Raw genomic sequence first — 23579 nt, 5'->3', positions numbered from 1 at the left:
GGCGGGGTCCGGTCACCGGACGAATTCGATCTCCGGGTACCGCGGGTCCGGCGCGGCGAGCAGGCGGCCGCCCCGGCACCGCAGGTGCTGATCGAAGAAGGCCCGCAGGTAGGAACGCTGGATCACGATGGACCGCTGCGGGGCGAGGGCGCCGACCATCTCCGCCAGCTGTTGCGGGGTGAGACCGATCTCGGCGGCGGCCTGGGGGTAGAAGGCGACGCCGTCGGTGAACGACCCGTGGACCGAGTCACGCAGTCGCAGCTGACGTTTCCAGCCGCGCTGCGCGGCCCAGAAGGCGTTCCAGGTGGGGTCCTCGGCGTCGGGCCCGTGGTCGCTGCCGAACAGCAGGAACGGCCGGGTGGAACCGGCGACCGCGGCGGGGCCGAGGAGGGTGCCGTCCAGGTCGGCGCCGGCTTTGAGGCGTGGATCCTGGTTCATCACGGCGGCGGCGGTGCTGCCGCCGAGGGAATGGCCGAACATGCCGATCCGGTCCAGGTCGAACGCGCCGCGCAGGCCGTCCGGCAGCCGGCGGCGGCCGGCGTCGGGATTGCGGCCGGCGTCCAGCGCGGCCAGCTGGTCGAGGACGAACCGGGTGTCGGCGGCCCGGACGTCGGCGGCCTGGAGAAGGATCTCGTCGGTGAGGTCCGGCGGAACGGCCGCGACCTCGACCCGCCCGTCGGGGAACTCGACCTCGGAGGCGTCGTGGGTGTGATCGATCGTCACGACGATGTATCCGTGGCTGACCAGGTCCTCGACGAGGACGGTGCCGGTGCCGCGGTCGCCGCCGAGGCCCGGCGAGTACAGCAGCACGGGGTGGCCGCCGGGCCTCCGCTCGACCGGCGCGCCCGTCCGGCCGTGCGTGCGGGTGTCACGGATCCGGCCGGCGGGAAGGCCGAAGGCCTCGGCGAAGTGCGGCACCGCGCCGGGTGACAGCCACGGCTCCGGCAGATGGCCGCGGACGGTGCGGGCCGGGTACCAGACCTGGACCATGATCTCCCGGACCGGGCGGGACGGCACCCACGGATCGGTGCGGGACGTGTCGCGCAGGTGCAGGGCGACGGTGCCGAGCCGGGCCGGGCCGGACGGCGCGGGCAGAACGTATCCCCCGGTGATCCGCCGGTGGGCGGCGGCAACGGGCGTGGCGGCGGCCAGTCCGAGGCCGGAGGCCAGGGCGGCGGTCAGGAGCGTACGGCGGCGCAGGGGTCGTACCGCAGCCGTCGAGTTCGTGATCGTGGTCGGTTCCAGCATGCCGACCACGCTGCCGGAATCGGGCCGCCCGGTCGGTAGGGCAGGCAGCCGGTTCGGGGTGCGGTTTTCCCCACCCCGGCCGGAGGGGTGGCCCCCTGGCCGCCGCACCGGACGGTCTCTACCTTGATCACGTGATGACGGCGGAGACGATGAACCCCGGGACGGTGCCGGCGGCCCGATGGTGGGCGCGCACCTGGCGTGCCGTCGCCCACACGCTCGCGGGCCTGCCGCTCGGCATGATCGGTTTCACGCTGACCGTCGTGCTGCCGGTCGGCGCCGCCTACAGCACCGGGTGGAGCCTGCTGTACGCCGCTCCCGGCGACTGGCCGATGACAGCCATGTTCGCCCTGCTCACCGTGGTGGCGGCGGGGCTGGCGCTGGTGTCCCTACCGGGCCTGACCGCGATGCAGCGCCGGCGTTTCCGGGTGTTGCTCGGCATCGACATCCCGCTCCCGCCCCGGCCGGCGCGGGGGCGGCAGCTCGCCTATCACGTGCTGGCGCCGTTCACCGCTGTGGCGTCCGTCGTTCTGCTGCCGGCGGCGCCCTGGGTGGCCAACGCCGACACGGCCGCGGCCCGGGCGCTTCTCGGTCCCGGCCGCCGTGCGGAGCTGTCGATGCGGGTGGAGGCGCTGGCTCGGAGCCGGGCCGACGTCGTCGCCGCGACCGACGCCGAACGCCGCCGCATCGAACGTGACCTGCACGACGGCGCCCAGCAGCGGCTGGTGTCGCTGGCGATGAACCTGGGCATGGCCCGCGCCGGCCTCGCCGGCACGCCGGGACCGGCGATGCGGGCGATCGAGGACGCCCACGACGAGGCCGTGCAGGCCCTCGCCGAGTTGCGCGAGTTCGTCCGCGGCCTGCATCCCGCCGTGCTCGACGACCGCGGCCTGGACGCGGCCCTGTCCGGCGTCGCCGCCCGCGCCCCACTGCCCGTCCGGCTGCTCGTCGACGTGCCGGCGCGCTGCTCCCCGGTGATCGAGGCGATCGCCTACTTCGTCGTCTCGGAGGCGCTCACCAACGTCAGCAGGCACGCCGGGGCCACCCACGCCGAGGTGACCGTCGTGCGCGCCGCCGATCGGCTCCGCGTCGTGGTCACCGACGACGGCCGGGGCGGCGCGACCACCGGCGGCGACGGCACCGGGCTGCTCGGGCTGGCCCAGCGTGCCGCCTCGGTGGACGGGACGTTCGCGCTGCACAGCCCGGCCGGCGGGCCCACGACGATCACCGTGGAGCTGCCGTGCGCATCGTGATCGCCGAGGATTCGGTGCTGCTGCGGGCGGGTCTGACCAAGCTGCTCACCGACGGCGGTTTCGACGTCGTCGAGGCGGTCGCCGACGCCGAGCATCTGCTCCGCGCGGTCGGCGTGCACCGCCCCGACGTGGCCCTCGTCGACGTGCGGATGCCGCCGACGCACACCGACGAGGGCATCCGGGCCGCCCTCGTCATCCACCACCAGTTCCCGGCGGTCGCCGTCGTCGTCCTGTCCCAGTACGTCGAGGAGCGTTACGCCACCGATCTGCTGTCCGTCCGCACCGACGGTGTCGGCTACCTGCTGAAGGATCGGGTCGCGCACGTGCCCGACTTCCTCGCCGCGCTGCGCCGGGTCGCCGCCGGTGGCACCGCCCTCGACCCGGAGGTGATCGCGCAGCTTCTCGTGCGGCACCGCACCGACCCGCTGGACCGTCTCACCCCACGGGAGTCGGAGGTGCTGCGACTGATGGCCGAGGGCCGTTCCAACAACGGCATCGCCGGCACCCTGAAGGTCAGTCACAGCGCGGTGGAGAAGTACATCGGCAGCATCTTCACCAAGCTGGAGCTTCCGCACGCCGACTCCGACCACCGCCGCGTCCTCGCCGTCCTCAGGTACCTGCGCACCTGAGGATGCGGGCGGTGAGGCGGCCGGCGAGGCCCGGGGTCAGCCGAACCAGCCGGGCACGTCGACCGGGAAGCCGGCGTCCGGCACGACGGCACGCAGGGACGACTCCAGATCCGCGACGCGGGCGGCGCCGAGTGCCGTGACCCAGCGGGCCCGCAGCTCGTCGAAGATCTCCGCGGACCGCGTCAGGGCGTCGATGCCACGCGGGGTGAGCCGCACCAGTTTGCGGCGGGCGTCCCGCGGGTCGTCGGCGCGCTCGATGTAGCCGAGGGCGGCGAGCCGGTCGATGGTCTTGCCGGCGGCCTGTTTGGACACGCCGAGGCGGCGGCCGACCTCGCTGGCGGACGCGCCGTGCACGCCGATCGCCTGCATCGCGAAACCGTAGGCCGGGCGGACGTCGGGATGACCGCGTTCGGCCAGCTCGGCGTGCAGCTGGTCGATCAGCGACCGGAACCCGGCGAACAGCAGCAGGGGCAGCTCGTAGCCTGCCGGCTCGGCGTCAGGCATTGGCAAAGTCGACAACCTGGTTTACGGTTTGGACAACCACGTTGACGATTCTACGGGAGCCCTCATGTTCACCGCACACACCCTCGACTCCGCTCCCGCCGGTTCCCGGCCCCTGATGGCGTCGACCGTCGAACACCTCGGCCACCTCCCGCCGCCGGTCGCCCTGATGGCCGAGTCACCCGAGATGCTCGGCGGATTCCTGCACGCCAGCGGCCTGTTCGAGGCGAGCACGCTCGACCCGCTCGCCCGCGAGGTGGTGGTCATGACGATCGCAGCCCGCAACGAGTGCCGGGTCTGCGTCGCCATGCACACCGGCCGCCTGCGGTCCCTGAACGCCGATCCCGCGCAGATCACCGCGCTGCGGTCCGGGCAGCCCCTCGACGATCCGCGGCTGGAGGCGCTGCGACGGTTCACCCTGCGGGTGCTCGCCACCGCCGGCGAGGTCCCCGAGGAGGAGCTGACCACCTTCCTGGACGCCGGATTCACCACCCGCAACGCCCTGGAGGTCGTCCTGGGCATCGGCGCCTACACGATGTCAACCCTCGCCAACCGCCTCGTCCGCGCCTGAACCGCCATCACTCCGAGCCGTAACCCGGAAGCCAGGTCTCCGCCCGGATCACCGCCATCTCCCCGTCCGCCACGCGCCTGAGGATGGTTAAGGCCTCCTCGTCGACGTGCCATAGCGCCATTGCACGGTGAAACTCACGCCGGCATCGTAGCCGTACCATTGATCATGCCTTTGAACTCGCCGTTCCTGTGGGAACAGCACTGTTGTCTGCCGTTGACGCCCGCCGCCGACCTCGGGGAGCTCGACCGTTACCGGCGGCCGGGCGGCAGCTTCGTCTCGGTCAACGCCGGATACGCGCCGCACGGCTACGACGAGGTGGTGGCGCTGCTGGCGGACTGGCGGCCCCGGCTCGACGGTGACGACCGGTTCGTGCTGACCCGTGGGATCGGGGACCTGGACGCGGCCCGCGACACCGGGCGGGTGGCGGTGGCCTTCGACCTGGAGGACTCCCGCCCGATCGACGGGCGCCTCGACCGGGTGCGGGAGTTCTACGACCTGGGCGTACGCACGATGCTGCCGACCTACAACACCCGCAACGCGGCCGGCGGCGGCTGCCTGGACGCGACCGACGAAGGGCTGACGGGGTACGGCCGGGACCTGATCCGGGAGATGAACGCCGTCGGGATGGTGGCCGACGGATCGCACTGCGGCGCCCGTACCGCCCTGGACGTCAGCGCCGTCTCGGAAAAACCGATGATCTACAGCCACTCGTGCATGCGCGCGGTGTGGGACCATCCGCGCAACATCACCGACGAGCAGGCCAAGGCGTGCGCGGACACCGGCGGCGTCATCGGGATCACCGGCATCGGCATCTTCCTCGGGCCCAACGACACGTCGGTGGAGGCGTTCGTGCGGCACATCGATCACGCGGTCGAACTCGTCGGGCCGCAGCACGTGGGGCTGTCCACCGACTACTCGTTCGATTTCGCCGACGGCGGCGACCCGATCGCCGACAACCCGGATCTGTTCGACGACTGGTTCACCCGCTGGGGCCCGATCGACTTCACCCCGCCGGAAGGGCTGTTCGCGGTCGAGCAGGCGCTACGGGACAGGGGCTATCCGGACGACGCGGTGGCCGCGATCCTGGGCGGCAACTTCCGGCGGGTCGCCGCCCAGTGCTGGGCGGGCTGACCGGTCAGCCGACGTTCCAGTAGCGGTACTCGGCGACGATCGTGAAACCCATGTCCCGGTAGACCGGCAGGCCGGCGGGCGTGGCCTGCAACACGGCGGTGGTGGCGTCCGGCTCGGCGCCGATCGCGTGCTCGGTGACGAGCCGCCCGAAACCACGGCGGCGATGATCCTCGCGTACGCCGACGAAATAGATCCCGACGGTGTCCTCGTGCCGGACGCCGAGACTGATCGCCACCACCCGCCCGCCGACCCGCCCCAGATGGAACCGCAACGCCGGATCGTCGAACGCCCCCGCATGCACCATCGGCCCCAGCAACGCCGGGTCGAACCCGTACACGCTGCCCGCGCAGTCGAGGAACTCCCGCAGTTCGGTCAGGTCACCGGCGGTGGACAGCTCCAGTTCGCCCTCCCCCGGGTCACCGGCCGGACCACACGGCCGGTTCAGGATCGGATACCTCGGTTTCGCTACCGCCCCCAGCCGTGCGGCGAACGCTTCCGCCGCCGCCGACTCCTCCCCGGCGTAGAGCCGCCACGCCGTACCGTGCCCGGCGAAGTACTTCCCGGCCTGCTCCAGCGCCGCCTCCTGCGCGACCCCCGCTTCGAGCTGAAGCAGGTTCCACCCCGGTCCCGGAACCCCGGTCCGCACCAGCAGCCCACCGGGAGTCTCGACACTCTCCCCGCCGCAGATCCGCGCGAGCTGCCGCCAGTAGGCCCGATGGTTGGCGTGTGACGCTTCCACAGACATCCCTCGATTCTCGCCATTCCACCCCACAAGATCCACCCCGTTTCCCGGTACGCCCACCGCGTCGGCCTCGTTCACCGGATCGAGGGCCCGTGGTATTGCTCGACCATGAATCTCGGAATCGCGGGGCGAACCGGGAAGTGGCTACTGACCGGAGTCCGAGCGGCCGGTCCGAGAACGCGGGTGGGACGGTCGCGCCACGGTCGACGGCGATGCCGCCGTCGGCGCCGGGGCAAGCGGTTCTCCGGTCACTCGTACCGGTACTTCAGCGCGTCGCGTTCGATCTGCTCGATGTCGGCGATCGTCAGGTCCGGCATCCGCAGCTGGGCCAAAGTAACCTGGGCCGAGGTCGGCTGGGCGTCGGCGGGCAGCCACCGCTCCGGATCCCAGCTGCCGGAACGCATGAACGATTTCGGGCAGTGCGGGTAGACCTCTTCGATGCCGACCACCAGCGCGCTGGCCGGCGGTTTGCCCACGGCGGTCAGCTGCGACAGCAGTTCCGGGCGGGTGGAGACGCAGGCCCGGCCGTTGAGCCGCAGCGTCGTGTTGCGCCCGGGAATGATGAACAGCAGCCCGGCCCGGCCGGTCGCGATCACGTTCTGCAGGGTGTCGAGGCGTTTGTTCCCGGTCGCGTCGGGGATCGCCACCGTCCGCGAGTCCAGCACGCCGACGAACCCGGCGGGCCCGCCACGCGGCGAGACGTCACAGTTGCCGGCGGCGTCCACGCTGGCGACCAGCACCAGCGACGCGAGGGAGATCAGCTGCCGGGTCTCGTCGGTGAGCTCGGTCATCTGCTTGCGCACCGCGGCCTCGCCGGGCTGCGCGTAGACCCGGCGCAGCGCCTCCTGGTCGGTCAGGGCGTCGGGGCGCAGGGCGTCGAAGGCGGTGGTGGCATCGACTGTGGTCATACGCCGACCCTAGACGACAGGCGCGATCACTCGCGGTCCGCGGCGCTTGCGGCACACCATTCCGCGGTACGGGCCACGCACGGTCCCGTGCCTCGCGGCGGCTGCGGCAGGCGTTCCCGCACGACCGTCCCCCGATACGGGTCATGCATGCCCGTCCCGGTCACCCCCCGGCTGGTTGTCAGTGCCGGCCGCGCGCTAGCCGACGGCGGCGGCCGGCAGGGCCAGTTCGACGCGGTCGCGGCCGGCGGACTTGGCGGCGTACAGGGCCACGTCGGCGGTGTGGAGCAGGGTGGTGACGTCGTGACCGGGACGGGCCTCGGCGACGCCGGCGCTGATCGTCACCGACACGGCGGCCGCGATCGTACGGCGTACCTCGTCGACGCGGGCGGCCGCCTCGTACAGCCCGCAGCCGTCCAGGACGATCACGAACTCCTCGCCTCCGTACCGGGCGACCAGGTCACCCGGGCCGGCGGCCGCCGCCAACCGTTGAGCGACGCGCTTCAGGACCTCGTCGCCGGCGTTGTGCCCGTACCCGTCATTGACCTTCTTGAAGTGGTCGATGTCGATCAGGGCGACGGTGAGGGCCCGGCCGGACGCGAGCATGCCGGTCAGGTTCGTCATCAGGTGCCGGCGGTTGTGCAGGCCGGTCAGGTGGTCACGGGACGCCTGCTCGGCCAGGTCGTTGCGAAGCCGCTCGATCGTGGCGAGCTGGTTGCGCAGTTGTTCGTTGGCCTGTTCCAGGGCGCGGCGCTGCCGGTTGTGCTCGGTGACGTCCCGGGCGACCAGGAGCCGGGCGGTGCCGCGCCGCCGGGCGCCGGTCATGTCGCTGATCTGGATGCTGAGGTCGGTGCCCGTACCGCCGATGTCGTCGATCGTGAATTCCACCCGCCCGTCGGCGGGCAGCTCGCCGAACACGTCCGGCAGCGGGCAGTGGCCACTCGCGGCGCCGAGCCCGCTCAGGAGACGGCCGGCGGCCGGATTGAAGTCGAGGATGCGACGCTGCCCGTCGATGACGATCACCAGGTCGGACATGATCGTGAACAGGTCACGGTGGGTGACCGGCGCCGAGGACGGTCCGGAGTCGGTGCGGACCATCCAGTACATGACCGGCGCGCCGAACGCGAACCCGATCGCGGTCAGGTCGACGAGGCGGCCGGCGGAGAGCACCCCGGTCAGGTTGACGGCGGCGGTCGGCGCCGAGGTCAGCACGGCCAGCAGATAGCCGCGGTGCCGGCCACTCGCCCGGATCACCAGCCGGAGCACCGCCACGCAGCAGACGGTCAACATCACGTAGCAGTAGAGGGCGTGCACCCAGAACAGCGGGCCGAACACGGCGGCGTACGCCCCGCCGACGCTGGTCGGCCGCAACTCGGTCATGAACAGGTGGTGCCACGGGTTGGTGGCCAGCGCGACCGTGCACAGCACGGGTTCGACAGCCAGCAGCACGGCGGCGCGCGGCCGCAGCGTCCAGAACCGGTCGGCGAACGCGCGGGCCGCCGCCCACCAGCCGGCGACCAGAGTGAACACGCCCGCGTACGCCAGCGACATGGCCCACGCCGCGCCGGTGGGCTCGCGCACGAACAGGTTCAGCATCGACATCGCCGACCACCAGGCGGCGCCGGCCGCCACCAGGGCGATCGGCCGGTAGCCGGCCGCCTCGTCCCGCCGCCGCCACGCCGACACGGCGACCGCGACCGAGACGGCCCCGGCGGTCGCGAAGACGGCCGCGAAGATCATCACCGTCACCGGACCACGATCTCCTTCGTCGGCACGTACGCCAGTCGCGGGATCTGCTCGGCCGGGACCGGGCGGGAGTACAGGTAGCCCTGGCCGCGCTGGGCGCCCAGGTGGATCAGCTCGGCCGCCTGCGACTCGTTCTCGATGCCCTCGGCGACGGTGGTCAGGCGTAGCACCTGGGCGAGCCGGATGACGGCCTCGGCGATCGCGGAACCCTCGGCGGTGCCGTCCAGGAGCGCCACGAAACTGCGGTCGATCTTCAGGATGTCGACCGGAAGCCGGGTCAGGTACTGCAGGGAGGAGTAGCCCGTACCGAAATCGTCGATGGCGATCCGCACGCCCTCGGACCGCAACCGCCGCAGCGCGGCGATCTCGATCGCCTCGTTCACCATCGCCGACTCGGTGACCTCGACGACCAGGTGCGCGGCGCTCAGACCGGTCCGGCCGAGCACCGCCAGCACGTCCCGGGCCAGGTTCGGCTCCTGCAACTGCCGGGGCGCGACGTTCACCGTCACCGACAGGTCGAGCCCGGCGGCACGCCAGCGGGCGGTCTGCTCGCAGGCGCGCTCCAGCACCCACTGGCCGATCGCGACGATCTCGCCGGTCCGTTCCGCGACCGGGATGAACGACGCCGGCGACACGTCCCCGTGCAGCGGGTGCCGCCAGCGCAGCAGCGCCTCCACGGCCACCGCCCGGCCGCTCAGCAACTCGATGATCGGCTGGTAGACGACGGTGAACTCGCCGCGTTGCAGGGCGCCTTCGAGGGCTTCGGCGAGTACGGCGTCGGCGGCCCGCCGGTCGTTCATGGCCGGCTCGTGCACGGCGAACGTGGAGACGCCGGACCGCCGGGCGTGATTCAGGGCGATCTCGGCGTTGCGGAGCACGGTCCTGGCGGGCTCGTCCAGCCGGGCGACGGCGACGCCGATCCGGACCGGGACGGCGTCGAAGGCGGCCAGGATGCGCTGGGCCACCACGGTCGCCTCGGAGGCGACGGCGGCGTCGGTGAGCAGCACCCCGTAGGTCGTGTCGCTGAGCCGGGCGACCAGGTCGTCGGCGCGTACGCAGGAACGCAGCACGTCGGCGGTCACTGCCCGCTCCGCCGGGATCTCCAGCGCCTGCTCCCTCGAGATCGCCAGCACCGCGAACGTCTCCCGGCCGCGGACCAGCCGGGCGAGGGCGTCCTTGAGGGCGGCGCGGTTGGCCAGGCCGGTCTCGGTGTCCCGCCCGGCCTGCGCCCGGCTGGCCCGCAACGCCAGCCACTGCCGCGCCGTCACCGCGCCGATCATCACGACCGTCGCCACCAGCAGGCCGCTCCAGCGCAGCCAGCCGGCCGTCTGCACGATGATCACCAGCAGCAGGGTGATCCCGGCGACCAGCGAGACCAGCGGCAGGAAGGCGACCCAGCGCGGCGGGCCCGACCGCGTGGCCCGGTCGGTGGAGCTGAACACGCCGGAGGCGGACATCATCGGCGACAGGGTGAGCAGCAGGTGCGCCAGGATCGCCACGCTGCCGCCGGCCGGGCCGAGCATGTGGGCGGCGCCGTCGTCGAAGCCGGTCGCCCAGCCGGTGTCGACCAGGATCATCAGGACCATGCCGCAGACCAGGACCGTGATCGGGTCCCGCCAGCGGGTGACGACCCCGCGCATCAGCATCGCCGTGACCGCCATCGCCAGCATCAGGCTGCCCAGGGGCAACCCGGCGAGCAGCAGCCAGCCGTGCCCGGGGCCGGTGTGCCAGACCTCCGGGTCGAAACCGACGTACCACATGATCATGACGATCGGGGCGGCGACCGCCAGCATCTCCGCGACGAACGCCTGCCGGTGCGGCCCGCTCAGCCGCAACAGCGAGCCGAGCACGGTCGCCAGGCCGAGCAGCGCCATCCCGCCGATGTGCGCCGACTGCGCCACCCACTGCTGCCAGACCGGGGCGCCACCGACCACCACGGCCGTGAACACCAGGCTCGCGCCCGCGTCCAGGACCCGGGCGGTCGCCCCGAGCCGGCAGGACAGCGGGTTCAGTCCCAGCCGGGCCACCCGGATCAGGTAGTACACGCCGATCAGGTCGATGACCGCCAGAGACACGCCGAGCACCATCGGATGCCATTCCAGGCGCACCCAGCCGACCACCTGCGCGACCAGGACCAGCACGAGCAGCCCCCGTACCGCCCACGGCACGCGCCGGGGCCGGGTTACGGTGCTCTGCGCCATATCCGCACTGTCGGCCCGTCTCCCGCGGAGTTGAGGACAACCGTTACAGTCGCCCCATGTCGGCGCCAGGAGACGTGCCACCGGAGATCCTGAGCCGGTTGCGGCCGATGTTCGAGCGCCTGCCCGAGACGTTCGAGGAGCCGGCCTGGATCGGGGTCCGCTGGCGGATCCGCGCCCGCACGGTCGCGCACGTCTACACACCCGACCCGCGGCGCGCCCCGGTCTACGCGCGTCACGTGGTGGACGGCGAGGCGCCGACCGTGATGACGTTCCGCGTCCCCGCCGACGACCTGCTCGGCCTGACCGCCGCCGATTTCCCGTTCTTCCGCGCCCCGTGGGGCCGGAACGTCGCCGCCGCCGTCCTGGGTCCCCACACCGACTGGACCGAGATCGCCGAACTGGTCACCGACAGTTACCTCCTGATGGCCCCGAAATTCCTCGCCGCCCAGGTTCCCTCCCCCGCTGAGCCTGCCGGCCACCCTGGTCATCCATGATTCGCCCCGCCAACGGTGGGCGGCCGGATCCGTTGAGACAATCCATCGATCTTGGAGGCCGGAGAATGACTTCGAGCACCGTGCCGGCGACCGCTGATCCTTCGGCCGCGGAGGACGCTCTCGCCGCGCAGCCGGTCGGCTATTGGAGCGGCGCGGTGCACAAGGCCGTCGTCAACCGGCTCCGTGACGCGATGGCCGGCATCGACGTGACCCAGCCGCAATGGTGGGTACTCACCCAGGTGAGCATCGGTGACGATCCCACGCGGGCGAGCATCACAGCGAAGCTGGCCGATGTCGCGGAGACGCCGCATGATGTCCCTCGCGCCGTCGATCAGTTGCTGCACCGCGGATGGGTCGAACCGGACGAGGCACGACGGCTCCACCTGACCGACGCCGGCCGGGCCGCCCGCGATCGCATCAAGGACCTCGTCACGGGCCTGCGAGCGGAGATTCACGAAGGCATTTCAGACGAGGAGTACGTCGTAGCGCTCACAGTCATGAGGCGGATGATCAGCAATATCGAGACCGCCGCCGGCTGATCGCAGCGACGCGCAGTCGCTGTGCATCCACTCCGCCAGCTGACGGTACCCCGTCCGACGTGCTGAAACCGCCGGGGTGCGGGCGTTCGTCACCATCCGCCAGCCGGCCCACGTCGTCTCCTCGCATCCTCGCCCGGATCAGTGGGACTCCAGCTCGGCACAACCCAGCAAGCGGTCCGCTCTTCGGCCCGAGGTCGCATCCCTTCGGCGCCGGTGAACGCTTTGCGCTCTGCGGCCGGTAAGGCGCTGCCGCTTGCTGAAGGACGCGTGAGGGTGGGATCATCGCGGCCATGATCGAAAGAATCGAGTTCTCCGTCCGCTGGTGAGCGTGACGACCGAGGCTGGGCTGCCCGGACCCCGGATCGCTCTGTTCGAACACGCGCTGCGTCTCCATCGGCAGCATCCCGACGCCGCTCTGCCTCGCGCAGGTGAGCCGTATCCCGACGATGAGCGTCACCGCTCGCGGCCGTCATACCGGCGGGCGAGAGATCAACGGCTCCACGGGGCCGATGTCGCTGTCATCCTCGACGAGCACTTCAGCCGCCCTGGCGCGCAGCCGAGTGAACTCGTCGGCGCCTTCCGCGATGTCCACGTCCCGATTCATCGCAACGACCACATCGTTGCCGCTGCGCTGCGCGCAGATCGGCAACGAGTGCGTCAGACCGGCCGGTGGCTGGTGCGGCACAGCACCGATCGCAATGCCGCCACGGTCGGACTCACGCTGCTGTCCGCCGATTCGGCCGAGGGCGACATTCCGCTGATCCAAACCATCGGTCTGCTGTCGCACCATTTCGGGCCGTTGGCCGCGGAGGCGTTGCAACGCCGCGGTGGAGGCGCAGAAGCGCTGCGGTGGCTCGGCGAGCGCGTCGCCGGCTGGGGCCGGGTCTACGTCGTCGAGGCGCTATGCCGACAAGGCGCTGCCAGTTCCCGGGCATGGCTGCTGCGCCATGCCTGCGACGGCGACTACCTCAACGGCTACTTCGCCGGCAAGGTCGCCACCGCAGCGCACCTTCACGAGGCGATCACCGATGCCGAGGCCGATGACGAGCTGATCGATCACACCGGCCGGCTCCTGAGGACCCTGGCGGACTGCGGTGGCATGGGCATGACCCTCGAGCACTACCCGCCGGCGCCTGTCGTGCTGGCCGCGCATGCTGCTCACCTCGCCCGGCAGGAGCCGACAGCGAACCGGTACATCGATGCCGCGATGATCGCCGACTGCCTGGTGGCCAGGCCTGCAAACCGATGCGGCTGCACTGCCGAGCAGCGGGACCGCATCGTGCAGCAGTACCTCGCCGTACTCGAGCAGCCCGACTGGCGCGATGCGGTCCGCGCGGGACTCGGCCCGACCAGCGACTTCTTCGCATGGTTCACCAACCACGTCGCAACGCGGCTACGTCTCGCGGCATCGTAAGGCGCGCCTGGTCCAGTCGTGGTTGTTCCCGATTGCCTCATCGACGACGCTCCGAGCGGGTCGCGGCGTCGCCGAGTCGGGCGGCGATCGCCTCGGCGTCCGGATGTCTGAGGTCGCGCAGCAGGGCGTACCCCTGCTCCCAGGCCTCCCGGGCCGCCTCGGTCTGCGCCGCAGCCTGGCAGGCGTCGCCCAGCCGCACCAGGACGTACGCCCGGCTGTACTCGTCCCCGGAGCACGCGAGCAGGCCGGCGGCCCGGCGGAACGCGACGACCGCCTGCCGGTGGTCGCCGCTGTGGTGCAGTGTCTGCCCCAGGCTGTCCCAGGCACTGGCCTCCCCCGGCACATCGCCGTGCCGCTGGTAGAGCTCCAGCATGTCGCGGCAGTGGGTGAACGCCCGATCCAGGTTGCCCACCTGCAGGTACAGCCACCAGAGCCCGACCAGGGCGAACGCCTGTCCGGTACGGTGCTTCCCGGCACGGAACCGCTCGTGCGCCTGCTCGAGGTGGCTCAGCATCTCGTCGTACCGGCCCTGCTGTTCGCAGGCGAGCGAGAGGCTCAAGTGGGTCCGGGCGCGCCCGGTCGGCTCGCTCAGATGCTCGTACTGGTAGAGGGCGTGCCGGAAGTGCACGCGTGGATCGTGGCGGCCGGGGTTCGCGGACAGCCGGGTGTGTTCCCGGCGGGTGAGGAAGTCGGCGAGGGCCCACACGATCTGCCAGACATGGCTGTCGAAGCCGGCCCGCCCGGCGGTCTGTACGGCGCTGATGAGCGTCGCGTGCTCGGCGGTGAACCAGGCCAGTGTTTCCGCCTCGTCGGCCGGCGGGTCCACCGAGACGCCCGGCGCGGGCGGCGGCAGCGACAGCGGGGTGCGTTCCGGGGCGAGCACCAGAGCGGCCCGATGCGCGGTGTGCACGAGGTGGTCGAGCAGCCGGTGCAGGGCCGCGTGCCGGAATCCTTCCGCGTCCCGCGCGGCCAGCTCGGCGGCATAGGCGCGCAGCAGATCGTGCAGCGTGTACCGGCCCGGCGCCTCTTCGATGACCAGATTGGCCCGTGCCAGCGCGGCGAGCAGCGGCCCGGCCTGTACGGGCGGCACACCGAGCAGGCTGGCCGCCGCCGGTACCGTCACGTGCTCGCCCGGGTGCAGGCTCAGCAGCCGGAACAGGTCGGCCGGTAGCCGGTCGAGGACCCGGTAGCTGCAGGCGAACACGGCCCGCAGATCGGTACGGACGTCGCCCGCCTGCAGTGCGTCGAGGTTCGCGCCGATCAGTTCCGCGGCGACCGCGGACAGGCGGAAGTGCGGCCGGGTCGCGGCACGGGCGGCGACGACGGCCAGCGCCAGTGGCAGCCGGGCACAGGCTCGCACGATCGTGTCGACCGCGTCCGGCTCGGCCAGGAGCCGGCCGGTTCCGAGCCGGCTGGCGAGCAGGCCACGGGATTCGTCGGCGTCCAGGGCGCCGAGCGGCAGCGCGTCCGCCCCGTCGGTGGCGACCAGGCCGCCCAGGGCGTCGCGGCTGGTCACCAGGGTGAGGCAGCCGGGAGCGCCCGGCAGGAGCGGACGCACCTGCTCCGCGTCGCGGGCGTTGTCGAGCAGGATCACCATCCGCCGGCCGGCCACCAGACCGCGGTACCGCGCTTCCCGGGCGTCCGGGTCCGGCGGCACATCGTGCGCGGGCACGCCGAGGGCGTAGAGCAGTTTGCGCAACGCCTCCGCTGGTGACACCGGCCGGTCCACCGGATCGAACCCGCGCAGGTTGACGTAGAGCTGCCCGTCCGGGAACCGGTGGGCCACCCGGCGGGACCAGTGCAGGGCGAGGGCCGTCTTGCCGACCCCGGCCATGCCGGAGACCGCGACGACGGCCGTGCCCGGCCGGGCGTCGTCCAGGAGCGCGTCCAGACGAGCGAGTTCCCGCTCCCGGCCGGCGAAGGCCGGCACGTCCGGCGGCAGCTCGGCGGGCGCCACCGCGGGCGGCGGCGGTTCGGCGTCCTCGGCGCGGCGCAGGATCGCCAGATGGATCCGCCGCAGGTCCGGCCCCGGCTCCACGCCGAGCTCGTCGCGCAGCCGTTCCCGGATCGTGGCGAAGCAGGCGAGTGCCTCGGCGGCCCGCCCGGTCTCGGCCAGCGCCCCCATCAGCGCGGCCGCGAGCGGCTCGGTGGTCGGATACTCCCGCAGCAGGGCGGTGAGTGAGCCGGCGACCCGTGCGCCGCAGCCCAGCCGCAGGCAGAGACGGGCCCACCGTACGGCCGCGTCGAGGCGCCGCTCGTGCCATCCCTGCCGGATCGGGACCGTCCACTCACCGGGGATGTCGGCCAGCGGTTCTCCCTGCCACAGCCGTAACGCCTCGTCGAGCAGGCGTTCGCCCCGCTCGTCGGCACAGTTCGCGGCCGACGCCTCGGTCAGCAACCGGGTGAAGCGCAGCATGTCGACGGCGTCCGGGTCGGATCGCAGCTGATAACCCGCCGGGCCGCGGATCAGCTGGACCGGTGGTTCCACGGCCGGGTCCGCCCCGGCGAGGACCTGGCGCAGCCGGGCCACATAGACGTGTATGCCGTGGCGTGCCTGCCGCGGTGCGGCCTCACCCCACACCCGGTCGAGCAACGTGTCCACCGGCACCGGGCGTGGCGCGTCGACCGCCACCGCCGCGAGCAGGGCTCGCTGGAGCGGCGGTCCCGGGCTCACCGCGGCCGTACCATCCCACAACTCCACCGGACCCAGCAGCCGCAGCTCCATGCATCCCCCGTACACATAGCCGAATGTCGATGCTTCTGTGCCGTCCGGCGTTTGTCAACGACGGCGCCGGCGGCGTCGAGGTTCCGGCGAGCCCGCGTCGAGGCCCGCTCCCGAGACTCGTATCCGCGCGCCGCCGTCGATCAGCGGACGGCGCCGGTATCTCCATCAGCGGAAGGGAACGGGGATGAAGGAAACAGCCATCAGGAGCGCCCGGAGGTGGGTGGCAGCCCTGGCCGTCGCGGCGGCGGTGGTGGTGGCGCCCGCTCAGGTCGCCACCGCGGCGCCCGCGGCGTTCGCCGAGCAGGCGCGCGCGGCGGGCCTGGACCAGCGGGAGGCACGCCAGCTGCAGAGCCAGGTCGACCAGGTCCTCGCCGAGATGAAGGTCGGCGGCCGGCAGATCAGCGCCAACGAGGTGCTGTCCAACGACGGCCTGGTCAAGGTCGTCGTGCCGGTTCCCGGCGAGGAACGGGCCCGCGCGCTGTCCGGCTCAGCCGGCCGGGCCGTCTGCACCTACGAGTACCTCTGCCTGTTCGACGGCCCGAACTACACCGGCCTGATGCGGGAGCTCTACGCCTGCAGCATGGTCAATCTCGGCAACTACGGCCAGCACGACCGGCTCGAGTCCTACTACAACAACCAGACGATCGGTACGGTCGCCAACTTCTACAACTGGACGGGGTCCTGGGGGCGCCCGAAGTTCGGCAGCACCGCCCCGCATTCCGATCCCAACCTGTGGCGGTGGGGCTGGCAGAACATGATCGACGGCGTGGACCCCTGCTGAGGCAGTCCGCGAAGTAGGCGGGCCGTCGCATTCGGGCGTCCGGCGCGGGAGATCCGGCGAGACCAGCCGCTCTCCCCCGCCGGACGCCTCACGTCATGGGGTTGTTTGTGATGCAGGGTTCTCTGCTATACATAGTAGGTGAGATCGAGTCAGCTCCTCAAAGGCGTGCTGGACATCGCCGTCATGGCCGCGCTGTCACGTCGCGAGCTGTACGGCCTCGAGCTGCTGGAACGACTGCGGGCCGAAGGCCTCACCCCGTTGGGCGACCCCTCCGTCTACGGGGTGCTACGCCGCCTCGAGCAGGACGGGCTGGTCACCGCCCGGCTGGAGCCGTCGGCCAGCGGCCCCGCCCGCAAGTACTACAGCATCACCCCGAAAGGCCGAGCCGACCTGGACGCCGCCGACGCAGAGTGGTCACGGCTGGCCCGCGTCGTCAACCGGCTCCTGGAGATGAGGAATGAACGTGAGCAACGCTGAGCCATCCGCCGCATCTGCCGGCGAAAAACCCTTCGTACCCTCGGAAGCCATCCGGAACTACGTCACCGCGGTGGACGGCCTCCTGCTGGACGTGCCGTGGCGTCGGCGGCGTGAGCTCACCACCGGCCTGCAGGAACACCTCCGGGAGAATCCGGACCAGATCACCGTCGAACAACCCGAGGAGTACGCGGCCGAACTGCGCGCCGCGGCCGGAGCCGTTCCCGGCGGCTTCCTGTCCGGATTCCGGTCGGTATCCTGGCCCACGCCGCTGGAGTGGTGGGAGTCGGTGCTGCGCGGCGCGGCCCTCATCCTGCTGGCACTGCTGGGATACAAGATCCTGGACCACCTGTCCTACTTCGTCGTCGGAGATCCTTCATCACAGGGCTCGTGGCCCGGCGCGCTCGACCGCGCGCTGCAGACGCTGTACCCCGTGCCAGCCTTCCGCGGCTCCACCGGGACCGGGCTGCTGATCTATGCCCCGCTGGCCGTCCTCGTCGGGCAACTGACCACCGCCGCGGTGCTGCTACGCGCACCACAACGACGTCCAACGCTACGAATCTTGTCGTACGTCAGCCTTGGCATCGTCCTGGCAATGCTCGGCTACGGAGCCATGCGATCGTTTGCCTGACACCGAGGCGCCGGTGCCCCCTCGGATACGGTGATTCGCACTAGCCGCCGGTAGCCGGCCTGACACCCGATGAGACGGGTCGACCGAGTACCGGCATATCGCTCACCCGCGTGCCCGGCTGCCAGGGCCAGCGGTGGTACCGGTCCGGCCAGACGATCTGCAAGGCATCCACGGCGGCATCTTTTGCCGCGTAGAACTGCGCGGCAACGGGCAGGTGGCGCTCCGGCTCGATCACCGTGACGAACTGGACCTCGTGGCCTTCGATGACGTCGTCGGCATGTCGGCCGGAGGTGAACGCCCGCCGGCCGTCGATGATCTCCCCCGCAACGGTGCGCAGAGTAGGCCGGGAGATGTCGGGGGGCAAGCCGAACAGGATCAGCTCAGGGTGCCCGTGGTCAGTCAGGCCGACCGTGTACCAGCACGCTTCCAAGCGAATCGGCTGCGGCACGAACTGCAGATATACACCGAAACGCTTGACAGCCTCACCGATCTGGCGGAGCCCGGCCTCCTGATGTCCGGCCGTCACAGGTTCGCCTCCCCTGATGGCTGCCACTTCAGCACCAGTGCTGACCTAGGTACGCTTCCACCCTGATCGGATACCCGGACACTGAACATCCACACCTGCTGTTCAGTTCGGCTGCCGTCTTCCGCCCGCGTCCACCGCGCAGGCCGCAATGCCGCGTCTACATCTTGCCCGGCACACCGGCATTCTCAACCGCCGATGAGCGGATGCCCCGTGACGGAGTTGCCTGGCAGTGGATCGACTGCAGATTTCGCGGCGAACGATCAATCCCACCAGACGACCAGTGGTAGCAACATGCCTGCTGTCGTGCGACGTCGTCGACGCCTCCCACCACTGGCGCAAGCTCTCCGCCGGCACGAACACCGTCGGGTGTACCGCGGCCGGAGCCGGGCGGTCGACATCCGGCGGGCGGTGTCAGGGCAGGTCGTAGTCGAACGAGATGCGGTGGGTGCCATCGTCGTCGACTGCCAGGCTCCCGGTACCGCGGATGCCGGCCAGACCACCGGTCCCGCTCGCGGGGACGATGGTCAGGAACTCCGCTTGCCGGTCCGCACCCGTGGTGGTGGCGGAGTGCACGAAGTTGAACGTGCCCGCCGTGCCCGCGACGCTGCCCTCGAAGGACTCCATCGCGACGTACGTCCCGGTGCCGATGACGGGGTCGAAAGCGGCCGTGAAGAGGGTCTCGGACCGGCCCTCGACGTCCCCGGTGAACGTCTTGCGCATGGTGGCGAACCCGACCGGCAACCCGGTCTTGATCTCCGAAGCCGGCACGGGGGCCGGGGTGAAGTCGGTTACGTCGAAGGTTCCGGTTGCTCGCATGTCCGGCACGGTACGGCGCTCCCCTGACAGTTTCCGTCAGTATTGCCGGTCATCGGTTCCGGCCGGGCGGGCGGCTGGAACGGCGAACGACGCATGTCCGCTGCCGGTGGCAGAGAGAGCGTGCCCTCCGAGGTAGCGTCTGCCGATGCACCCTGATCCGCTGGAAGACCTGCCTCCCGCGTCCCGCGCGGAACTGACGGCGGCCGTATGCGCCGCCATCGACGTCGATCCCGCCACCGCGGAGGACATCATCCGATCGACCGAGCCGTTCTGGGAGGCGATGGAACGAGCCGGTGGCCTCGTGGACACGTGGGGTGGGGGCGAGTTCTGTCAGGTCCTGCCCCGGGTCCTGTCCTACATCGAGTCCGTCGCCAACCCGGAGCGAGGCGGCGTCGGCCACTGAACCACGGGCGGCGCCGTACGGGGACGGCGTGGGCATCGGTCAGGGGCGCGAGGCGGCCTGGCTCTGAGGGCGAAGGGCGGCGAGGAAGTCGTCGAGCACACCCCAGGCCCGCGCACTGGCGATGTGGTCGATGTAGTCCCGGGACTCGATGATGAGCCCGTCACGGATACGCATCACGAAGACGCAGGGCACCGTGAAGGTCTCACCGGTCTCCTCGACCCGTCCCTGGTAGGCGAATTCGGCGACGATCACTTCCGGGTCCGCTGTCTCGTGGACGGTCACGTCGACCGGCTTACGGTGCAGGGTCCGGGCGACCGGGGGCGGCGCGGTGAAGTGATCGTGGAGTTCGCTGCGGCTGCGCAACGGCGGCGGGTTCAGCGGGTGGAACGGGTGCGTGACGTGAGTCTGTTCGGCGTACAGTCCGGCAAGTTCCTCGTAGGGGCCGTCGCAGACGCCGTCGACCAGCTGCAAGAACGTTTCACGAGGGCTGCTCATGTCGGGTTTCCCTCCGATCCGGCGCCTCCGGGGAGACCGATGGCCGTCGACGAACCCTACCGTCCACCGGGTGGGTCAGACGCGGGAGGTGATCAGGCGGTGCAGTTCGTTGAGGAGGGTCTGTGCCTCGAAGGGCTTGCGGATCAGGGGCGCGTCGGCGGGGAGTTCCTGGCCGCCGGGGGCGGGGCCGCTGGTGTAGCCGGACATGAACAGGACGGGCAGGCCGGGGCGGTCGTGGCGGAGTTCGGCGGCGAGCTGGGTGCCGGACATCCCCGGCATGATCACGTCGGTGAGCAGGACGTCGAAGCCGAGGGCGTCGTCGCGGCACATGCGCAGCGCCTCCGCCGGGTGCGGGGCGGCGAAGACCTGGTAGCCGGCCTTGCGCAGCAGCCGGCAGACGATGTCGCGGACCAGTTCCTCGTCCTCGACGACCAGGATCCGCTGGCCGTCGCCGGCGCGGGCGGGCGCTCCGGGCGCGGCGGGGCTGACACCGGGCGCTCCGGCGGCGCCGGCGGGCAGGCGGACGTGCAGGGTGGTACCGCGGTCCGGTTCCGATTCGAGGCTGATGGTGCCGCCGGCGTCGGTGACCACGCCGTACGCGGTGGCCAGCCCGAGACCCGTACCACTGCCCCGCCCTTTGGTCGTGAAGAACGGTTCGAAGGCGCGTGCCAGCACCTCCGGGGGCATTCCGCAGCCGGTGTCGGTGACGGCGAGGCAGACCTGGTCGCTGCCGTCGCCGGCGTGTTCGAGGCTGGTGCTGAGGGTGAGCCGGCCGCCGGCCGGCATCGCGGCGCGGGCGTTGAGGACCGCGTTCATGACGACCTGTTCGAGTTTGCTGCGGTCGATGACCACCGGCGGGAGGTGCGGGACGAGCACGGTGCCGAGCTCGATGTCCTCGCCGAGGGTGCGGCCGAGCATCCGCAGCATGTCGGAGGTGACCGTGTTGAGGTCCAGCAGTTCCGGCTGGGAGGGTTCGGAGCGGCTGAACATCAGCAGTTGGCGGGTGAGCGCGGCGCCGCGGGCGGCGGCCTGTTTGATGCCGGCCGCGTCGGAGCGGCTGGGGTGGCCCTCGTCGAGTTCGTCGGCCAGCATGTCGGCGTACCCGGAGATCACTGCGAGGATGTTGTTGAAGTCGTGGGCGATGCCGCCGGCGAGCTGTCCGAGCGAGTCGAGCCGTTCGGCCTGCCGCAGCTGCTGTTCGAGTTCGGCGCGTTCGCGTTCGGCGGCCATCCGTTCGGTGACGTCGCGCAGGATGCCCTCGACGGCGACGACCTCGCCGTCCTCGCGGACGGCGCTGGCCCGTTGCTCGATCCAGACCATCTGGCCGTCGCGGCGGCGCAGCCGGAACGTGATGGTGCCGGAGCGGGGCGCCCGCCAGGACTCCTCGAAGATCGTCCGGTCGCCGGGGTCGATCAGGTTCAGGACCAGCCGCGGCTCGGCGTAGAAGTCCTCGGCCGGATGGCCGGTGATCTGTTCGACGGCGCGGCTTAGGTATTCCATCGCCGGTTCCGGGGCCAGCCGATACCGGAAGATGATGTCCTGGGCGTGTTCGGCGAGCAGGCGGAACCGTTCCTCGCTGTCGCGCAGGGCCGCAGCGGCCCGGCTCCGTTCGGTGATGTCGGTGGAGATACCGGCCACCGCGTACGGCACTCCCGCGTCGTTGACCAGCGGGAACTTGACGGTCAGGTAGGTGTGCACGCCGTCGTCGCCGGGCGCGTCCTCCTCCAGTTGCAGCGGGACGCCGCGGGCCAGCGCCTGCCGGTCGTTCTCCCGGAACGCGTCGGCTATCTCCTGGGGGAACAGGTCGTGGTCGGTGAGGCCGACGATGTCCTCACGGCGCAGTTTGAACAGTCGTTCGTACTGGCGGTTGACCAGCATGTACCGCCCGTCCGCGTCGCGCATGTAGATGACCGCCGAGGTGTTGTCGAGCAGGGCCATCAGCTGGTCGCGGCCGACCTCGAGCATCGGCGGACGGCTGTCCTGCCGCCGTGCGGTCTCATCGTCTGTCGTGCTCATCCGGCCATTTCCACAACGACCGGCGCGGTCGTCCCCCGTCCGGACCGTACCGCGGGATCGCCTGCCGGGTCGGCGGTTTCGGCGATCAGCAAGCCGCGCAGCGGGGCCAGGGCGTGCTGCTGGCGGGCCCGGGTCAGGCGTTCCAGGAAACTCTCGGTCATTCCGGTGGTGCCGGCCCGGTTGGAGACCAGCAGGCGGTCGCCGAGGCCGTCGGCGTCGCGGCGGCGCTGCGGCTGGAACAGGAAACGTTTGCTGAGCATCAGGTGGGCCCCGGAGACCCGGGCGTGCATGGCCAGCAGCCGGTACCAGTCGATCAGGGCCGGGTGGTGGGCGACCAGCCGCCGCAGGTCGCCGTCGTCGCAGAGCCGCACGTCGCAGTCGTTGCAGCCGATCTCGGCGAGCAGCCGCTGCGGCAGGGTCGGCGCGTCCATCAGGCCGGCGATCTCGGTGCGCTCACGTTCCAGCAGGGCCGGGAACAGCCGCCGGGCCTGCCGGTCGTAGCCGGGTTCGGCGATGCCGAGCAGGAAGTCGCGTTTCAGCGCCTCCGGGTCGAGGGCGCCGCTGGGCGGGATGTCATCGAGTGTCCAGTGCGCGGCGAACTGCCGGAACACGTCCATGAACATCTCCGGGGCCATGGTCTGCTCCGGTGGCAGGGTCGCGAAGTCGACGAACAGCCGGCGCAGCGCGGCGAGCAGGACGGTGGCCTCGCGTACCCGGTGGCGGGCGTTCTCGCCGATCAGGTCGGCGTGTTCGCCGGTGAGCGGCTCGAGCAGGCAGTTGACCGCCCTCTCGATCGCCTCGCCCTGCTTGACCAGCAGGAAGAAGCGTCGCTCCCCCGCGGTGCCGGTGTAGCTGCGGACCCGGCCGTCGTCGAAGACGCCGGGCAGTTCGGCGACGACCTCCTCGTGCAGCCGGACCAGGACGGTGCCGACGTTCCACCGCACCAGCGAGGCGTAGCTGTCCCGGTCGTAGTGGCCGGTGCCGGTGTGCCCGGCCAGACCGGCGAAGTAGTTCCGGAACCCGATCCGCTCGCCGCCGACGGCGAGGCCGTCGAACGCGCGTTCCGGATGTAGCAGGCCGCCTTCGGTGTGCTCCTGGTAGTGACGGGCCACCGAGGCGCCGACGAAGCCCAGGTTCACCACGAGCCGCTGCGCCTGCGCCGGCGTCAGCTGGTTGATGTCCGGCAGCTGATACAGGACGTGCTCGCGTAACTCGGTGGTCAGCAGCTCGGGTGGTGCGTGATCGTGCAGGATCGTCGTGTTCAGCCGGGGCAGTTCGTGCAGAACCCATTCGCCGACCTGTTCCGGAGTCATCCGGACCATCACCTCCGCGGACGCTTCA

The 23579-nt window shown here is 71.3% G+C and carries 23 protein-coding genes; 11 read left to right on the top strand and 12 right to left on the bottom strand.

Going from position 1 to position 23579, the window contains the following annotated elements; all coding sequences use genetic code 11:
• Positions 1 to 12: 12 nt before the first annotated feature.
• Entirely contained in the window at positions 13 to 1248 is a 1236-nt protein-coding gene (locus tag Aut01nite_RS26145) for an alpha/beta hydrolase family protein (protein WP_052163912.1), read from the bottom strand.
• 134 nt (positions 1249 to 1382) lie between these two features.
• On the opposite strand from Aut01nite_RS26145, the gene Aut01nite_RS26140 reads away from it, so the two are divergent.
• On the top strand, positions 1383 to 2498 hold the full coding sequence (locus Aut01nite_RS26140; protein WP_043526692.1) for a sensor histidine kinase: 1116 nt from the start codon (positions 1383 to 1385) through the stop codon (positions 2496 to 2498).
• The gene (locus tag Aut01nite_RS26135) at positions 2486 to 3127 is read left to right on the top strand and encodes a response regulator transcription factor (RefSeq protein ID WP_043526690.1); all 642 of its coding nucleotides are present in this window, start codon (positions 2486 to 2488) and stop codon (positions 3125 to 3127) included. The genes Aut01nite_RS26140 and Aut01nite_RS26135 overlap by 13 nt, the downstream gene beginning before the upstream one ends.
• A 36-nt stretch (positions 3128 to 3163) precedes the next feature.
• Here Aut01nite_RS26135 and Aut01nite_RS26130 read toward each other — a convergent pair whose 3' ends face one another.
• Entirely contained in the window at positions 3164 to 3631 is a 468-nt protein-coding gene (locus tag Aut01nite_RS26130; protein ID WP_043526689.1) for a MarR family winged helix-turn-helix transcriptional regulator, read from the bottom strand.
• A 64-nt stretch (positions 3632 to 3695) separates the two neighbouring features.
• On the opposite strand from Aut01nite_RS26130, the gene Aut01nite_RS26125 reads away from it, so the two are divergent.
• Both Aut01nite_RS26125 and Aut01nite_RS26120 read left to right on the top strand, forming a co-directional pair.
• Positions 3696 to 4199, top strand: a complete 504-nt coding sequence (locus tag Aut01nite_RS26125) for a carboxymuconolactone decarboxylase family protein (protein WP_043526687.1) — start codon at positions 3696 to 3698, stop codon at positions 4197 to 4199.
• Positions 4200 to 4364: 165 nt separating this feature from the next.
• Positions 4365 to 5330 carry a dipeptidase gene (locus Aut01nite_RS26120; protein ID WP_043526686.1) on the top strand — a complete coding sequence of 322 codons (966 nt, stop codon included), beginning with the start codon at positions 4365 to 4367 and terminating at the stop codon, positions 5328 to 5330.
• A gap of 4 nt (positions 5331 to 5334) precedes the next feature.
• Here the strand turns inward: Aut01nite_RS26120 and Aut01nite_RS26115 are convergent, their stop codons facing one another.
• The 4 genes from Aut01nite_RS26115 to Aut01nite_RS26100 form a co-directional block, all read right to left on the bottom strand.
• Entirely contained in the window at positions 5335 to 6075 is a 741-nt protein-coding gene (locus Aut01nite_RS26115) for a GNAT family N-acetyltransferase (RefSeq protein WP_052163909.1), read from the bottom strand.
• 245 nt (positions 6076 to 6320) lie between these two features.
• Positions 6321 to 6980, bottom strand: coding sequence for an MSMEG_1061 family FMN-dependent PPOX-type flavoprotein (locus tag Aut01nite_RS26110; RefSeq protein WP_043526684.1), 660 nt, complete (start codon positions 6978 to 6980; stop codon positions 6321 to 6323).
• A 195-nt stretch (positions 6981 to 7175) separates the two neighbouring features.
• The gene (locus Aut01nite_RS26105) at positions 7176 to 8717 is read right to left on the bottom strand and encodes a diguanylate cyclase (protein ID WP_236642775.1); all 1542 of its coding nucleotides are present in this window, start codon (positions 8715 to 8717) and stop codon (positions 7176 to 7178) included.
• A gap of 5 nt (positions 8718 to 8722) precedes the next feature.
• Positions 8723 to 10924, bottom strand: a complete 2202-nt coding sequence (locus tag Aut01nite_RS26100) for a putative bifunctional diguanylate cyclase/phosphodiesterase (RefSeq protein WP_083999212.1) — start codon at positions 10922 to 10924, stop codon at positions 8723 to 8725.
• Between the two features lie 56 nt (positions 10925 to 10980).
• Here Aut01nite_RS26100 and Aut01nite_RS26095 point away from each other — a divergent pair, with 56 nt between their 5' ends.
• The 3 genes from Aut01nite_RS26095 (at position 10981) to Aut01nite_RS26085 (ending at position 13371) form a co-directional block, all read left to right on the top strand.
• Positions 10981 to 11418 (top strand): MmcQ/YjbR family DNA-binding protein, encoded by a 438-nt coding sequence (locus Aut01nite_RS26095; protein ID WP_043526681.1) that lies wholly within the window; start codon positions 10981 to 10983, stop codon positions 11416 to 11418.
• Positions 11415 to 11957: a MarR family winged helix-turn-helix transcriptional regulator gene (locus Aut01nite_RS26090; protein WP_239124614.1), complete on the top strand. Its 543-nt coding sequence runs from the start codon at positions 11415 to 11417 to the stop codon at positions 11955 to 11957. The genes Aut01nite_RS26095 and Aut01nite_RS26090 overlap by 4 nt, the downstream gene beginning before the upstream one ends.
• A gap of 322 nt (positions 11958 to 12279) precedes the next feature.
• Positions 12280 to 13371, top strand: coding sequence for a hypothetical protein (locus tag Aut01nite_RS26085; protein WP_052163907.1), 1092 nt, complete (start codon positions 12280 to 12282; stop codon positions 13369 to 13371).
• 37 nt (positions 13372 to 13408) lie between these two features.
• Here Aut01nite_RS26085 and Aut01nite_RS26080 read toward each other — a convergent pair whose 3' ends face one another.
• Positions 13409 to 16096: an AfsR/SARP family transcriptional regulator gene (locus tag Aut01nite_RS26080; protein WP_052163906.1), complete on the bottom strand. Its 2688-nt coding sequence runs from the start codon at positions 16094 to 16096 to the stop codon at positions 13409 to 13411.
• Positions 16097 to 16280: 184 nt separating this feature from the next.
• On the opposite strand from Aut01nite_RS26080, the gene Aut01nite_RS26075 reads away from it, so the two are divergent.
• From Aut01nite_RS26075 to Aut01nite_RS26065, 3 genes are all read left to right on the top strand, one after another.
• Positions 16281 to 16877 (top strand): peptidase inhibitor family I36 protein, encoded by a 597-nt coding sequence (locus Aut01nite_RS26075; protein WP_161790660.1) that lies wholly within the window; start codon positions 16281 to 16283, stop codon positions 16875 to 16877.
• A 138-nt stretch (positions 16878 to 17015) separates the two neighbouring features.
• Positions 17016 to 17354, top strand: a complete 339-nt coding sequence (locus tag Aut01nite_RS26070) for a PadR family transcriptional regulator (RefSeq protein WP_043526676.1) — start codon at positions 17016 to 17018, stop codon at positions 17352 to 17354.
• Positions 17341 to 17982 carry a hypothetical protein gene (locus Aut01nite_RS26065; RefSeq protein WP_152628788.1) on the top strand — a complete coding sequence of 214 codons (642 nt, stop codon included), beginning with the start codon at positions 17341 to 17343 and terminating at the stop codon, positions 17980 to 17982. The genes Aut01nite_RS26070 and Aut01nite_RS26065 overlap by 14 nt, the downstream gene beginning before the upstream one ends.
• 40 nt (positions 17983 to 18022) lie before the next feature.
• On the opposite strand, the gene Aut01nite_RS26060 is transcribed toward Aut01nite_RS26065, so the two are convergent.
• Together Aut01nite_RS26060 and Aut01nite_RS26055 are read right to left on the bottom strand one after the other, a co-directional pair.
• Positions 18023 to 18535, bottom strand: coding sequence for a DUF4262 domain-containing protein (locus tag Aut01nite_RS26060; RefSeq protein WP_043526673.1), 513 nt, complete (start codon positions 18533 to 18535; stop codon positions 18023 to 18025).
• A 384-nt stretch (positions 18536 to 18919) separates the two neighbouring features.
• Positions 18920 to 19324, bottom strand: coding sequence for a DUF3224 domain-containing protein (locus tag Aut01nite_RS26055; RefSeq protein WP_043526672.1), 405 nt, complete (start codon positions 19322 to 19324; stop codon positions 18920 to 18922).
• A 145-nt stretch (positions 19325 to 19469) separates the two neighbouring features.
• On the opposite strand from Aut01nite_RS26055, the gene Aut01nite_RS26050 reads away from it, so the two are divergent.
• A complete protein-coding gene (locus Aut01nite_RS26050; protein ID WP_043526670.1) occupies positions 19470 to 19727 on the top strand; it encodes a hypothetical protein in 258 nt (85 codons plus the stop codon).
• Positions 19728 to 19766: 39 nt separating this feature from the next.
• Here the strand turns inward: Aut01nite_RS26050 and Aut01nite_RS26045 are convergent, their stop codons facing one another.
• From Aut01nite_RS26045 to Aut01nite_RS26035, 3 genes are all read right to left on the bottom strand, one after another.
• Entirely contained in the window at positions 19767 to 20222 is a 456-nt protein-coding gene (locus Aut01nite_RS26045; RefSeq protein ID WP_043526668.1) for a nuclear transport factor 2 family protein, read from the bottom strand.
• A 75-nt stretch (positions 20223 to 20297) separates the two neighbouring features.
• Complete coding sequence (locus Aut01nite_RS26040) at positions 20298 to 22238, bottom strand: hybrid sensor histidine kinase/response regulator (RefSeq protein WP_043526666.1); 1941 nt, start codon at positions 22236 to 22238, stop codon at positions 20298 to 20300.
• Complete coding sequence (locus tag Aut01nite_RS26035; RefSeq protein WP_043526746.1) at positions 22235 to 23551, bottom strand: hypothetical protein; 1317 nt, start codon at positions 23549 to 23551, stop codon at positions 22235 to 22237. Before Aut01nite_RS26035 ends, Aut01nite_RS26040 begins: the two co-directional genes overlap by 4 nt.
• Between the last annotated feature and the right edge of the window lie 28 nt (positions 23552 to 23579).

The organism is Actinoplanes utahensis (assembly GCF_016862455.1).
Lineage (GTDB): Bacteria > Actinomycetota > Actinomycetes > Mycobacteriales > Micromonosporaceae > Actinoplanes > Actinoplanes utahensis.
This window is presented reverse-complemented; position numbering and strand designations above follow the sequence as displayed.